The sequence below is a fragment of the Flavobacterium sp. GSB-24 genome, assembly GCF_027924665.1.
Classification (GTDB): Bacteria; Bacteroidota; Bacteroidia; order Flavobacteriales; family Flavobacteriaceae; genus Flavobacterium.
In genome coordinates this window covers 426206-440110 of sequence record NZ_AP027043.1, presented here as the reverse complement: position 1 = coordinate 440110, position 13905 = coordinate 426206, and the positions used below count along the sequence as shown (strand labels likewise).

The window sequence follows — 13905 nt, the reverse complement described above, 5'->3', positions numbered from 1 at the left end:
TCCAACTGTAGATCAGTATTGGAATTTGGAATTTTTTTATTGGAATTTTAAATAAAGGTTTTAACCCTTCAAATAAGCTTCTCTTACTTTTTTGAATAAGTTTGAAGAATAAACAAACTTCACAATATCTTTATTATCAGTTCTAAAGATTTCCTCTTTTGTTCCCTGCCAGGCTTTTAATCCTTTTTTTAAAAAAACAATATTCTCTCCAATTTCCATTACAGAGTTCATATCGTGAGTATTAATTACGGTTGTAATATTGTATTCTCTCGTAATTTCCTGAATCAAATTATCAATCAAAGTTGATGTATTAGGATCAAGACCTGAGTTTGGCTCATCGCAAAACAAATATTTTGGATTATTTACAATCGCGCGGGCAATAGCCACACGTTTCTGCATACCACCTGAAATTTCAGAAGGCAATTTTTTATGTGCTTCAACTAAGTTTACTCTTTCTAAAACAAAATCAACACGTTCTTTGATTTGTGCCTTAGAGTTATTTGTGAACATTCGCAATGGGAAAGCTACGTTTTCTGCAACTGTCATCGAATCAAACAAAGCACTTCCTTGAAAAACCATTCCAATTTCTGTTCTTAGCGCTCTTTTTTCATCTGGATCCAAGTCAGAATAAACTCTTCCATCGAATTCAATTGTTCCAGAATCTGGTGTGTGAATCCCTAATAACGTTTTAAGTAAAACTGTTTTTCCAGATCCACTTTGTCCAATAATCAAGTTGGTTTTTCCAGTTTCAAAAACGGTCGAAACGCCTTTTAAAACTTTACTATCACCAAATGATTTTTCTATGTTTTTTACTTCTATCATTATCCTAATAATAATTGAGTTAATATATAATTAAAAAGAATGATACAAACAGATGTCCATACAAACGATACCGTACTTGCTTTACCAACTTCTAATGCGCCACCTTTCATGTAATAACCATGAAAAGATGGAATAGTTGCCAATAACATTGCGAAAATTAAAGTTTTAATGAAAGCATAAGTAATATGGAAAGGAATAAATTCCATTTGCGCACCTTGAATGAAATCTTGGCTAGTCGAAAATCCTCCGTATGCACAAGCAAGCCATCCTCCAAAAATTCCTAAAAACATACTAATCCCGATTACAAAAGGGTACATTAATAAAGCTACGATTTTAGGGAAAACAAGATAGTTTAATGAATTAACACCCATAACTTCTAAAGCATCAATCTGCTCTGTAACACGCATTGTTCCGATACTTGAAGTAATGTAAGATCCCATTTTTCCAGCCATAATAACCGAAATAAAAGTAGGAGCAAACTCCAAAATTACAGATTGACGTGTAGCAAAACCAATTAAATATTTTGGAATTAAAGGATTAGTTAAATTAAGAGCAGTTTGAATGGCTACAACTCCACCAATAAAGAAAGAAATAAAGCAGACAATTCCAAGAGAGTCAATAATTAAATCATCGATTTCTTTGAAAATCAAATTTTTCATAACAGGCCATTTGGTCTGTTTATTGAAAATTTCTTTAAGCATTAAAAAATATCTTCCTATTTGGGATAAATAACGAATTAGCATCATAAGTTTTACAAATATTGGCTAAGGTAAAAAGAAGTTACGAGTTTTGGGTTATGAGTTCAAGTTTTTCGGTCGTTTTAGGGATCAAATTAACTTTTCTTTCATTTTTTGCAAACGATACTTTCTAATAAATTTAGCTTGTTCAGGGTTAACGAGTAAAGGAGTTTTTGCTTTTTTTGCTTTCAAAAAACCTTTAATATAATCTAAAAATAGGAATGGCTTTTTCTTCATCATCGCTAATTTTGCCGATGCAATTGCGGTAATCCAAAAACCATATCCTAAAGTATAAAAAGCTTCGCCTTGTTTATAACGAGCTGTTTTATTGTAATTTGCACCAGTTGGTTTCAAATGTTTTACATGTAAAGACTGGTCTGTAACGATTTTCCAGTTATAAAATTTACACAATAATTCATCTACAGTATCCCAGCCCATTGCAGGTTTTAACCCGCCAATTTGCTGAAAAGTTTCTTTTCTGTAGGCTTTCAGCGCGCCGCGAATGTGATCTTTATCGGTAAGGTTTTCTAAAACCCATTCGCCGTTTTTATCGATATAACAAAATCCGCCAACCATTCCGATTTTAGGATTAGACTCGAAATGTTTAATGATAGTTTCGAAATAATTTGGTGGAAAAATTAAATCTCCGTCTATTTTTACAATAATATCATAATTAGAATCCAAAGTTTCAAAACCTTTTTGAAAAGCCTGAATGACTTTGCTTCCCGGCATATGTATAGCATCTGAAGTTTTATTTACAACAGAAATAAACGGATTCTCCTTTGCAAAACTCAATACAACTTCTTCTGTCTTATCCGTAGAATTGTCGTTTACCACAACAACTTTTGATGGTAAAACAGTTTGTGAAACCAAAGATTGTAAAGTCAAGCCAATTAAATCTTGTTCATTATGCGCGGGAATAACGATGTAATACTTCATTTTAAATTCCAATTTTTTTAAATTCCAAATTCCAATTGATGAGAATAAATCCCAACTTTCTAAAATTCCAAATTCCAATTTTAACCATGTCAGTAAAATTGGAATTTGGAATTTAATATTGGAATTTTATTTTATTTTTTCAGCAGCAACAATATAATATCTTGGAGTGAAATATCTTAATAAGGGTCTGAATCCGAACTTTTTTACTGGATGTGTAAATTGCAGCCGATCTGTGATTTTCCATCCCGTTTTTTCTAAAAGCCAGTCTAACTGCCAGTCTTCAAATTCATGATAATGTCTGTCCCACATATCTGTTTTAGAGCGATAAGCTGGTGAAAACCATAAACGTAACGGAATTGAAATTAAAAGTTTATCACATTTTACGTTTTGTAAAATTGTATATGGATTTAGCAGATGTTCGAAAATTTCAAATGCTGTAAAAACAGTATATTCTTCTGTTTGTAAAGCCGTTTGATCGTTGTCTAAATCTTCTCCTTTTGTATTTTTTACCGTATATCCATTTTCTTCCATTATTTTAGAAAACGGATTTGGTACGCCAAAATCAAAAATGGTTTCTGATGTGTTAACGTGCTTTTGTAAAAATTCTAAAGTAAGTTTGAATCTTTTATTCGGAAACGTTTTTTCGTACATAGTAATGCGAGGAACGAAACAATCTCTCGTTCTTGATTTTAATTAGGTCGCAAATATACTAAAAAGTCCGCATTTTAAGATGCGGACTTTTTTAAGTTTTCAGTTTTGAGTCGCAGCTTACAGTTTGTCGAACTAATTATTGTGACTGATTACTGTGACTAAATACTAGTATCTATAAACAAATGCATTAACATTCATTCCAGCTCCAACAGAAGCAAAAATAACAACGTCTCCTTTGTTTATTTCGTGATTTTCTATTTTTCCCTGCAGAATTAAATCATATAAAGTTGGAACAGTTGCAACACTGCTGTTTCCTAAATCGTGAATGCTCATTGGCATAATATCTTTAGGTGATGTTTTATCGTATAGTTTGTAAAAACGTTCGATAATAGCTTCGTCCATTTTTTCGTTTGCCTGATGAATCAAGATTTTTTTAACATCGTCAATTCCAATACCGCTTTTGTCTAAACAGCTTTTCATAGCCAATGGAACCTGACTTAATGCAAATTCGTAAATTTTACGACCATACATTTTAATGTATTTGATATCTGGATCTAAGTCTGGATTATACGATTTTCCAAAATAAAGATAATTCGCTTCATCGTTGGCAAAAGTGGCGCTTTCATAAGATAATAAACCAGCTTCATCAGTAGAAGCTTCTAAGATTGAAGCACCAGCACCATCAGAGTAAATCATCGAATCACGATCATGATCGTCTACAACTCTAGATAAAGTTTCAGCACCAATTACTAAAACTCTTTTTGCCATACCAGATTTGATAAAAGCATTTGCCTGTAGAACACCTTCAATCCAGCCCGGACATCCAAAAAGAATATCATAAGCAACGCATTTAGGATTTTTAATACCTAATTTATTTTTAACACGAGTTGCTAAACTTGGTAAAATATCCGTTTGATGTGTTCCAGTTTTAACATCACCAAAATTATGGGCAAAAATAATATAGTCTAGAGTTTCAGCATCAATTCCTGCACTTGCTATTGCTTTTTCTGCAGCAAAAAAGGCTAAATCAGACGCATTATATTGTGGTTCGGCGTAACGGCGATTTTCAATTCCAGTAATACCTTTAAACTTTTTTATAACAACTTCGTTAGGGTAACCAAATGGAGTTCCATCTTCATTTAAAAAAATATGTTTATCAAAATCTGTATTCTTTACTTCTAAATTAGGAATGTAACTCCCAATACCAATAATTTTTATTTTCATTTCTTTCCTTAAATTATCCGATAAATTTCATGCTAAAGTATAAATAAAAATATGATAACTATCATAAAAAATACTATGCATGCATATAATTATGAATAAATGATTTTTTACAAGATATATTGTTTATTTTTTAATGATTTTTTAATTTTTCCGAGATTTCAAACGATTGAAGGAAAAGTGAGGAAAAAGTTTTTTTGTTTCAAGTTTCAAGTTGCAGTGTAACGTTAAACCTGAAACTTGAAACAAAATTAAAAAACAAAACCCGATAGTTTTTAAAACGTATCGGGCTTGAATATATTATAGTGAAACTAATTTCTTAGCTCTCCATATAAGCTTCAATAGGAGCGCAGCTGCAAATTAAATTTCTGTCTCCGTATGCATCATCTACACGACGAACAGATGGCCAGAATTTATTTTCAGCAATATAATCTAATGGGTAAGCTGCTTTTTCTCTAGTATAAGGGAAATCCCAAGAATCAGTAGTTAACATTGCTAATGTATGAGGTGCATTTTTCAATACATTGTTTTTATCATCAGCAGTTGCAGTTTCAATCTCTTTTCTGATTGAGATAAGAGCATCACAAAAACGGTCTAATTCTGCTAAATCTTCAGATTCAGTTGGCTCAATCATTAAAGTTCCAGCAACTGGGAAAGAAACCGTAGGAGCGTGGAAACCGTAATCCATCAAACGTTTTGCGATATCACCAACTTCAATTCCGTTTTCTTTAAATGCACGACAATCTAAGATCATTTCGTGAGCCGCTCTGCCGCATTCTCCTGTGTAAAGAATTGGGTAGTGATCTTCAAAACGAGATTTCATATAGTTAGCATTCAAAATCGCGTGCTCTGTAGCGCTTTTTAATCCTTCAGCACCCATCATTGTAATGTAGCCGTAAGAGATTAAACATACTAAAGCAGATCCGTAAGGTGCAGATGAAATAGCTGTAATAGCTTGCTCTCCACCAACTTTTAAGATTGGGTTTGTTGGTAAAAATGGAACCAGTTTTTCGTTCACACAAATTGGTCCAACACCAGGTCCACCGCCACCGTGAGGAATAGCGAATGTTTTGTGTAAGTTTAAGTGACAAACGTCAGCGCCAATTGTAGCAGGATTTGTTAATCCAACTTGCGCATTCATGTTGGCACCATCCATATATACTAATCCGCCGTTTTCGTGGATTAGTTTAGTGATTTCGATAATTGAAGATTCAAAAACACCATGAGTAGAAGGATAAGTTACCATTAAACAAGATAAATCATCTTTGTGTTCAATCGCTTTTTCTCTTAAATCTTCTACATCAATATTTCCTTCCGGAGTAGTCTTAGTAACAATGATTTTCATTCCCGCCATCGCTGCAGAAGCAGGATTTGTTCCGTGCGCAGATGAAGGAATTAAACATACATTACGGTGACCTTCGTTCCTTGATAAGTGGTAAGCACGAATCGCCATTAAACCAGCATATTCTCCTTGAGCTCCAGAGTTAGGCTGTAAAGTTGTTCCAGCAAAACCTGTAATTACATTTAATTGTTGCTCTAATTTTTTAAGCATCGTGATATAACCTTCTGCTTGTTCAACTGGTGCAAACGGGTGAATGCTGTTCCAGTTTGGCATTGATAAAGGTAACATTTCTGAAGCTGCGTTTAACTTCATCGTACAAGAACCTAATGAAATCATTGAGTGATTCAATGATAAATCTTTACGCTCTAATTTTTTGATGTAACGCATGATCTGACTTTCTGAATGATGATTGTTGAAAACATCATGCGTTAAGAAAGAAGATGTTCTTTCTAATGAAGCAGGTAATTGACTTGCAGTCGCTAATTCAGAAACAGTAAAAGTTTCTTTTCCTAAAGCTTCAGCAAAAATGGCAATAATTTGGTTGATGTCAGCAATTGAAGTCGTTTCGTTTAATGAAATCGAAATCGTGTCAGCATCAACATAAAAGAAGTTTACTTCGTTTTTCTCAGCAACAGCCTTTACTTTTTGAGCGTCAGCTTTTACCAAAATAGTATCAAAGTAAGCAGTGTTAGTTTGGAAAACGCCTAATTTATTTAAAGCTTCAGCAGTAGTAACTGCAGATGCGTGAACTTTGTTTGCAATATATTTTAATCCTTCTGGTCCGTGGTAAACCGCGTACATTCCAGCCATAACTGCTAATAGAACCTGAGCAGTACAAATGTTTGAAGTTGCTTTTTCACGTTTAATGTGCTGCTCACGAGTCCCTAACGCCATACGTAAAGCACGGTTCCCGTTTACATCAATAGAAACTCCGATAATACGACCTGGCATAGATCTTTTATATTCATCTTTAGTTGCAAAAAAAGCAGCGTGAGGACCTCCGTAACCCATTGGTACACCAAAACGCTGTGAAGTTCCAACAACTACTGCAGCTCCCATTTCTCCTGGAGAAGTTAAGGCAGCCAAAGATAAAATATCAGCAGCAAAAGCTACTTTAATTTCGTTTTCTTTTGCTTTAGCAACAAAAGCGCTGTAATCGTTTACCTGACCATATTTTCCTGGGTATTGTAAAATAGCTCCAAAAAACTCAGTTGAAAAATCAAAATTTTCGTGGTTTCCAACAACTAATTCAATTCCAATTGGAGTTGAACGTGTTTGAAGTACAGATAAAGTTTGTGGTAAAATTTCTTCAGAAACGAAGAATTTATTGGTATTGTTTTTCTTTTGATCACGAGTACGAACATCAAATAACAAAGCCATTGCTTCTGCAGCAGCTGTACCTTCGTCAAGTAAAGAAGCATTTGCAATTTCCATTCCTGTCAATTCGATAACAGTAGTTTGGAAATTTAAAATCGCTTCTAAACGACCTTGGGCAATTTCTGCTTGATAAGGTGTATAAGCTGTATACCATCCTGGATTTTCGAAGATATTTCTCTGAATTGGAGCAGGAACAATAGTTGGATGATAACCCAAACCAATATAAGATTTGAATACTTTATTTTTCTTTCCTAACTCTTGAATGTGATTTGCGAATTCATATTCCGTCATTGCAGGATCTAAATTCAAAGGCGCTTTTAAACGGATATCGTCCGGAAGGGTTTCATAAACAAGTTGTTCAATCGAATCAACTCCAATAGTTTTCAGCATGTGCTGAAGATCAGTTTCTCTTGGACCAATGTGTCTTAAAGCAAAAGCATCTGTTTTCATGTAGCTATCTAATGTTTTTAATTGATGTGTTCGTGCACCATTTTGCTGTACGAATCACATTTAAAAGTAAATGTGTTGTTTTTTTGTGGCGCAAAATTAAGTATTATTAATAATTTAATGGGTATTTTTAACTTCAATTTTTATCAAATTTCCAACTAAAGAGTTGATTTGTTACCAATTGATTAGATTTGAGGCATGAAACTTTTAAAACAAATTTTCGATTTTTATTTAAACAGCAGTATTCACGTGGCTTTATCGTGTTATGCTTTGGTTCGAATTACGTTTTATTTCTTTCATCTTCAATATGATGAGCCAATGGCTTTCTTTGTTTTTTTCGGAACAATTGTAGGATATAATTTTGTAAAATACGATGCTTTGGTTCGGGTAAAGAAAAAACCAATCGGAAATCAGCTAAAAATTATTGCTGTTTTAAGTTTTATTTCGCTGCTTTTAGTCGGCTATTATTTTTTTCATTTAAAAAGGATTACTCAAATCGTTTCGGTTGGAATTTTTGCGATAACCGCACTTTATACTCTGCCATTTTTTCCGAACAAAAAAAATGCGCGAAACTGGGCAGGCGTAAAAATTTATATTGTTTCACTTTGCTGGGTAGGAGCGACATTGGTTTTGCCCTATCTAAATGCTGAAGTTCCTTTTACAGCCAACTTTTTTATAAAATGCCTGCAGCGTTTTGTCTTGGTTTTTGTGCTGATTTTAGTTTTTGAGATTTTAGATTTAGCCAACGACGATCCGCATTTGCAAACCGTTCCGCAGACAATAGGCGTAAAACGAACTAAGATTTTAGGATTTTCGCTCCTAGTTCCGTTTTGGGTTTTAGGAATTTTGACTTTTACACTTCACGATCTTATTATCAACCTCGTTATGGTTGTGACCTTAATGTTGTTTATTCTGTTTGCCAATACAAACCGCTCGAAATATTATACTTCTTTTTGGGTCGAAAGCGTTCCGATTTTTTGGTGGCTGATGATTGCTTTTTTATAAATAATGGTATTTGCGTCTTTAATTTGGGCGTGCCCCTCCGGGTCGGGCTATCCGCTCCAAGTCCTCGCACTTCCTTCGTCAGGCTGTGGGCTATCCGCTTCTATCCCTCACGCAAACCGTAAAACAAGAAAATTCATTTTCAAAATTAGTATTTTCATTTAACGTTTCCCACGTTGAAACCTCGGGCTATGTTTGAAATGAATTGATTTAAAAATAAATTTCCATTTATCCTTTTTGAATTGCCTCCAGCTTTAGCTGGAGGTAAAAAGTGTCTCCAATCTGGCTTTAGCCAAATGATAAAGTTTGGCTAAAGCCAAAAGTATTCAACCTTATTTCTCCTCCAGCTAAAGCTGGAGGCAAGTCACTAGCTTCAAAAATCTGCTAAATCTGTGTGAAAAATAACTCTTCGATTATTTCAAGTCCAACTAATCTATTTTAGTTTTTTGCTTGGCAAGACCCTTTTATTTTCAATTCTGTTTTTCAGAAACCTGTTTCAGAACTTTATTTCTCTCTAAAAGAAAATTCGTTAAGTGCTTTTTCAGAAATAAAACATCAAATAATTTCCCGAAAATGCCAAAAGGAGTTTCATATTGCATTTTATCTTTCATGATTGTAATTCCCTTTTCTTCTTCAAAAAAATGTTCATGTTTAAAAGATTTAAATTTGCCGCGTTCCATTTCATCCACAAAATAATCATACAAATTCATTGCAGTAATTCTGCTTTTATGAGTCAAGTAAAAACCAAAATGTTTGCCTCGCCACGTAACTTTTTCGTTTAAATTTATCAAACCAGATATTACGCCGGCAATTGCTTTTTCATTTGATTCACTTGCAGATTGTTGATGAATATCGATATTTCTTGAGGCATCAAAAACGATTTGTTTGGGTGCGTTTATTTTGGTAATTAAGTTTATAGTTGTCATGATTTACATTTTTTTTACAGAATATTGTCATTTCGATCCCGAGGCTTCGGGAGAGAAATCTTCGTGAGAAGCTCGACAAAGATTGGCTTATTGGAACGGAGTTACTTGTGAAGATTTCTCTCCCGAAGCCTCGGGATCGAAATGACAAATAGTGCTTAAATTAAATTTTCAAAGGCCTCATCAATATCTCCAAACTTAAATTGAAACCCATTTTCCAAAAGTCGTTTCGGAATCACATTTCTACTTTTCAAAACCAATTCGGTTTCTGTTCTAATAAAGAAAGATCCGATTTCAAGAAAAAATTTACTCATCGGAATTCCAAAAGGAAAACCAACTGCTTTTCTCAGTTTCAGCATAAAATTATCATTTCTGATTGGCTTTGGAGAAACGACATTTATTATTCCGCCAAGTTCTTTCTCAATAATAAAATCAACAGCATTCGCAAAATCTTCTTCATGAATCCAGCTTATAAACTGATTGCCGCTTCCTTGTTTTCCTCCAAAACCAATTTTCGCCAAAGTTTTTAACGGAATAAAAGCACCGCCATCTTTCCCCAAAACAATTGAAGTTCGCAAAGCCGTTTTTAAAGTCTTTGGCGTTTCAGTTTTAAAGAAGGCTTTTTCCCAAGAAAGCGCCACATTTATCGAAAAATCATTTCCAATTTCGCCGTCAATTTCATCCATTTGTTTGTCTAATGAAAAACGATAAATGGTTGAGGTTGATGAATTCAGCCAATGTTTCGGCGGATTTTGGCAATTTAAAATGGCTTTATTTAGAATTTTGGTACTTTCAATTCGAGATAAAAGAATCTCTTTTTTATTTTCTTTAGTATACCGACAATCAACAGATTTTCCGGCAAGATTTATTAAAACCGCTGCGTTCTCCAATTCCTTTTCCCAGCCGGAAAAACTTTTGGCATTCCAATTTACATATTTAATTCCGTTAGTTATCTGAGATTTTCCTCTGGTCAGAATTACAATTTCTTCAAATTTATTTTTGAAATGATGGATTAAAACTTGTCCTAAAAATCCAGTCCCGGCGGTGATGATAAGTTTACTCATTTTTGATAGTTTTTCAGGTTAAACCTAACAGGTTTTTAAAACCTGTTAGGTTTCTGTAGAGAAATTAATTTAAAATAAAAAGCAAAGCAACAATTCGATATAAAATCCAGGTGTAAGATAAATAAAAGGGAAGTTTTAAAACTTTTACTCTTCTAAAATGTTCTGCACACATAATGAAAACCGTAATTCCAAACCAACCTAGAACACACATTTCCGGAAGATTGATAAACTGATTCAGAATCAAAATCGGAATTAAGATCAAAGATCCCATTAAAGAAACCGTCATTAAATTTCCTGCATAATTGATTATGGTTTTTTTATCGAATTTTAAAATAAACAAACTTTGAAAAGCAATCTGTCCAAAAGCCAAAATAATTTCTCGGGCAATATTTGATTTTGGTAAAATCGGAATCAAATTAGAATATCCAAATAAAACCAAACTCGTAATAGTTAACGCAAATCCAATAAAAAAGAATCTGTATTTGTAATTGAAATCAGGCGTGCACTCTAATTTGTTTTCTTCTTTTACAGTTCCCGGAATGATTACTTTTCGGTTATAAGAAACAAAAGAATACATTTTTTTCAGAACAAAATGAATCGGTTTTATAGTTGCGATTTTTTCTATTAAAGGAAAAGAAAATCCAATCACTTTTATCAAACTATCAATTCCGTAAGTGACTGTTTTTGTTTTATTATTAATCAACGCAATTTCATTTGGCGCTCGTTTTAAGTCTACAAAACTTTGTTCTTCATCAGAAAGTTGACAATAAGATTTTCTTCCATTTTCATCGAGCATTCCGCTTTTTACAAAGCCGGTTGTATATAAACTGCAAAGCGGACAATCTTCATCATAAAGTAAGGTTTGGTTTTCGAGCGTTTTCATGATTTTTGGTTTTAAGGGTTAATAATTTGATTAGTACATTTCTTCTAAAACAGGATTTGATTATAGTTTTCTTTCATTCTTTACTGTGATTTTTGAACCTTTTGCTAAGAAAACTGAAGTTGGTTTTTCGTCTAGAAGAAATCCAAAATCGTTTCCATAGATGTTTCCATTCTGCTTTTAAAAGTTAATATGGTCAATTTTTTTTATAGATTATTACTGAAATGTAAATAGCAAGTAAAAAAGGAATAGGAATTATACTGTAAGTGATTATGTCGGTATAACCAATAAAAGCATTAAAAAACCAAAGAATAAAAAAGATTGCAACAAAAGTTATATAGATAATAAGAGTTTTATCTTTTGGATTATCAACAAGCATTTTTACTCCTATTGAAAATTGAAGAACATTGTTGATAATAAAGCTAAAATTATAGCTCCTTCTCCAAATACAATAGCACTTAGTAAAATTGTGAAAGGAAGAGCTAGTGCGAATGTGTTGATTTTTTTTATAGTTCTCATTATTATTGATTGTTTTAAACTTTCAGAAAAAAATGAAAGTTTTGATTAAATTTTTTTATTTCATGATTTTTATAATCAAACGCCCTAACCAGTTTTCGTTGAATTCGGTCATTTTGTCTAACATATTATCTGCTTTTAAAACGAAATCATACAATTTGGTAGTCTGATCTATAAAGTGTTTTTCTTCTGCAGAATCTTTTGCTTCGATAGTCGAAACTTCTTTTAAGATTTTAAGCGCAGGCTTAATTTCTCTTTTGCTTCGTTCTCTTGAAATTTTTACGGCTAATTCGTCTAAATCTTTTTCGGCAGTAAAAAATTCTCTTCTTTCTCCCGCTTTGTATTCTTTATAAACAATTCCCCAATCCATTAAAGCTCTTAGGTTCATGCTGGCGTTTCCGCGTGAGATTTGCAATTCTTCCATAATATCTTCCATAGAAACAGCATCGTTTGAGACCATTAATAAAGCGTGGATCTGTGCCATCGTTTTATTAATTCCCCATTGAGAACCTAACGCTCCCCAGGTTTGTACAAACTTATTTTTTGCTTCTTTGAATTCCATGAAACAAATGTAAGTAAAAGTTTTTAAACTTTCAAAAATAAATGAAAGTTAATTTTGTAATTATAAAGTTATGTTAATTCAGGTCTTGAAATTTTTGATTAAATAATGATGCGGCTATTTTTGTAAAAATCACATTTATGGAATTATACTACACCTTTTCAGTACTTATCGTGCTGGCTTCTTTCTTCGCCTATTTAAATTTAAGATTTTTAAAACTTCCGGGAACGATCGGAATCATGATTATTGCCATGTTGGTTTCCGTTGGAATTCGTCTTTTAGGAGATTCTTATTTTCCTGCAACTACCAAACATTTTTTTGATTTGATAAAAGAATTCGATTTCAACGAAATTCTAATGGGGGCAATGTTGAACTTTCTTTTGTTTGCCGGCGCGCTTCACGTAAACATGTCAGATCTTAAAGAGCAAAAAGTTTCTATTATGATTTATTCTACAGTAAGTGTCGTATTGTCAGCATTAATTATTTCTATGCTGCTTTTTTATATAACGCCGCTTCTCGGAATAAAAATCCCTTATATATTTTGTTTGGTTTTCGGAACCTTAATTTCTCCTACTGATCCAATTGTGGTTTTGGGAGTTTTAAAAGAAGCTAAAGTTCCTAAAAGAATAGAAACTAAAATCGTTGGAGAATCCTTGTTTAATGATGGAGTAGCGGTTGTAATGTTTGCCGTTGTTCTTAAAATGGCAACCGACCCCACTTTTGATATGAGTTTTGCTTCTATCGCCTGGCTGTTTGCAAAAGAGGGAATCGGCGGACTTTTATTAGGAGCCGTTCTCGGATTTACAACATCAAAAGTCATGAAGAAAATCGATGATTATAAAGTTTCGGTCTTGATAACACTTTCGATTGTTATGGGAGGATTTTTGATTGCACAAAGTTTACACGTTTCGAGTCCGCTGGCAATGGTTGTTGCCGGATTGATTATTGGTAATTATGGCAAAAAAGTTGCGATGAGCGAAGTGACTCAAGATTATTTAGGGAAATTCTGGGAACTTATTGACGAGATTCTGAATGCTATTTTATTCTTGTTTATTGGCTTTGAATTATTATTACTGCCAGATTTAAATAAACAATTGCTGACAGGTTTTGTAGCTATCTTTATAGTACTTTTTTCGAGATTAACATCGATAGTTCTGCCTTGGAAATTCTTCGATATTTTTAAGTTCTTCGGAATCAAATCGGCCTATAACAAAGGTTCTTTGATGGTTTTGGTTTGGGGAGGAATTCGTGGCGGAGTTTCTATTGCACTGGTGCTTTCTATGCCTGAGGGAGAATATAAAAACCTTTTGTTGGAAGTAACTTATATTGTTGTACTGTTTTCAATTGTAGTGCAAGGACTGACTGTGGGGAAATTGGCCAAAAGAGTTTTAGAGAAAGAGTAGAAAGAACATAGAACATAGAATA

At 33.3% G+C, this 13905-nt stretch carries 12 protein-coding genes; 2 read left to right on the top strand and 10 right to left on the bottom strand.

From position 1 onward, the window contains the following. Positions 1 to 60 precede the first annotated feature (60 nt). From QMG60_RS02170 to gcvP, 6 genes are all read right to left on the bottom strand, one after another. The gene (locus QMG60_RS02170) at positions 61 to 822 is read right to left on the bottom strand and encodes an ATP-binding cassette domain-containing protein (RefSeq protein ID WP_057114964.1); all 762 of its coding nucleotides are present in this window, start codon (positions 820 to 822) and stop codon (positions 61 to 63) included. Next, the gene (locus tag QMG60_RS02165) at positions 822 to 1568 is read right to left on the bottom strand and encodes an ABC transporter permease (protein ID WP_053470782.1); all 747 of its coding nucleotides are present in this window, start codon (positions 1566 to 1568) and stop codon (positions 822 to 824) included. Before QMG60_RS02165 ends, QMG60_RS02170 begins: the two co-directional genes overlap by 1 nt. Positions 1569 to 1649: 81 nt before the next feature. Further along, positions 1650 to 2498 carry a glycosyltransferase family A protein gene (locus QMG60_RS02160; protein WP_281866734.1) on the bottom strand — a complete coding sequence of 283 codons (849 nt, stop codon included), beginning with the start codon at positions 2496 to 2498 and terminating at the stop codon, positions 1650 to 1652. Positions 2499 to 2624: 126 nt separating this feature from the next. Then, a complete protein-coding gene (locus QMG60_RS02155; RefSeq protein ID WP_057114963.1) occupies positions 2625 to 3149 on the bottom strand; it encodes a methyltransferase in 525 nt (174 codons plus the stop codon). Between the two features lie 165 nt (positions 3150 to 3314). Continuing rightward, the gene (locus tag QMG60_RS02150) at positions 3315 to 4373 is read right to left on the bottom strand and encodes a ketoacyl-ACP synthase III (protein ID WP_057114962.1); all 1059 of its coding nucleotides are present in this window, start codon (positions 4371 to 4373) and stop codon (positions 3315 to 3317) included. A gap of 316 nt (positions 4374 to 4689) precedes the next feature. Beyond that, the gene (gene gcvP, locus QMG60_RS02145; RefSeq protein WP_281866733.1) at positions 4690 to 7539 is read right to left on the bottom strand and encodes an aminomethyl-transferring glycine dehydrogenase; all 2850 of its coding nucleotides are present in this window, start codon (positions 7537 to 7539) and stop codon (positions 4690 to 4692) included. A 195-nt stretch (positions 7540 to 7734) separates the two neighbouring features. Between gcvP and QMG60_RS02140 the strand changes: the two genes are divergently transcribed. Then, complete coding sequence (locus QMG60_RS02140) at positions 7735 to 8541, top strand: hypothetical protein (protein WP_281866732.1); 807 nt, start codon at positions 7735 to 7737, stop codon at positions 8539 to 8541. A 467-nt stretch (positions 8542 to 9008) separates the two neighbouring features. On the opposite strand, the gene QMG60_RS02135 is transcribed toward QMG60_RS02140, so the two are convergent. From QMG60_RS02135 to QMG60_RS02120, 4 genes are all read right to left on the bottom strand, one after another. Next, positions 9009 to 9464 (bottom strand): SRPBCC family protein, encoded by a 456-nt coding sequence (locus QMG60_RS02135; RefSeq protein ID WP_281866731.1) that lies wholly within the window; start codon positions 9462 to 9464, stop codon positions 9009 to 9011. Positions 9465 to 9619: 155 nt separating this feature from the next. Beyond that, on the bottom strand, positions 9620 to 10525 hold the full coding sequence (locus tag QMG60_RS02130) for a TIGR01777 family oxidoreductase (protein WP_281866730.1): 906 nt from the start codon (positions 10523 to 10525) through the stop codon (positions 9620 to 9622). A gap of 64 nt (positions 10526 to 10589) precedes the next feature. Beyond that, positions 10590 to 11408: a hypothetical protein gene (locus QMG60_RS02125; RefSeq protein ID WP_281866729.1), complete on the bottom strand. Its 819-nt coding sequence runs from the start codon at positions 11406 to 11408 to the stop codon at positions 10590 to 10592. A 571-nt stretch (positions 11409 to 11979) separates the two neighbouring features. Continuing rightward, complete coding sequence (locus QMG60_RS02120) at positions 11980 to 12483, bottom strand: MarR family transcriptional regulator (RefSeq protein ID WP_281866728.1); 504 nt, start codon at positions 12481 to 12483, stop codon at positions 11980 to 11982. A gap of 137 nt (positions 12484 to 12620) precedes the next feature. Between QMG60_RS02120 and QMG60_RS02115 the strand changes: the two genes are divergently transcribed. Then, a complete protein-coding gene (locus QMG60_RS02115; RefSeq protein ID WP_281866727.1) occupies positions 12621 to 13883 on the top strand; it encodes a sodium:proton antiporter in 1263 nt (420 codons plus the stop codon). Positions 13884 to 13905 lie beyond the last annotated feature (22 nt).

Excerpts from the sequence above, each read along its gene's own strand:
- QMG60_RS02140 (WP_281866732.1), top strand. The coding sequence starts at position 7,735 with ATGAAACTTTTAAAACAAATTTTCGATTTTTATTTAAACAGCAGTATT.
- QMG60_RS02160 (WP_281866734.1), bottom strand. The coding sequence starts at position 2,498 with ATGAAGTATTACATCGTTATTCCCGCGCATAATGAACAAGATTTAATT.
- QMG60_RS02155 (WP_057114963.1), bottom strand. The coding sequence starts at position 3,149 with ATGTACGAAAAAACGTTTCCGAATAAAAGATTCAAACTTACTTTAGAA.
- QMG60_RS02115 (WP_281866727.1), top strand. The coding sequence starts at position 12,621 with ATGGAATTATACTACACCTTTTCAGTACTTATCGTGCTGGCTTCTTTC.
- QMG60_RS02135 (WP_281866731.1), bottom strand. The coding sequence starts at position 9,464 with ATGACAACTATAAACTTAATTACCAAAATAAACGCACCCAAACAAATC.
- QMG60_RS02120 (WP_281866728.1), bottom strand. The coding sequence starts at position 12,483 with ATGGAATTCAAAGAAGCAAAAAATAAGTTTGTACAAACCTGGGGAGCG.
- QMG60_RS02170 (WP_057114964.1), bottom strand. The coding sequence starts at position 822 with ATGATAGAAGTAAAAAACATAGAAAAATCATTTGGTGATAGTAAAGTT.
- QMG60_RS02165 (WP_053470782.1), bottom strand. The coding sequence starts at position 1,568 with ATGATGCTAATTCGTTATTTATCCCAAATAGGAAGATATTTTTTAATG.
- QMG60_RS02125 (WP_281866729.1), bottom strand. The coding sequence starts at position 11,408 with ATGAAAACGCTCGAAAACCAAACCTTACTTTATGATGAAGATTGTCCG.
- QMG60_RS02150 (WP_057114962.1), bottom strand. The coding sequence starts at position 4,373 with ATGAAAATAAAAATTATTGGTATTGGGAGTTACATTCCTAATTTAGAA.
- gcvP (WP_281866733.1), bottom strand. The coding sequence starts at position 7,539 with ATGAAAACAGATGCTTTTGCTTTAAGACACATTGGTCCAAGAGAAACT.
- QMG60_RS02130 (WP_281866730.1), bottom strand. The coding sequence starts at position 10,525 with ATGAGTAAACTTATCATCACCGCCGGGACTGGATTTTTAGGACAAGTT.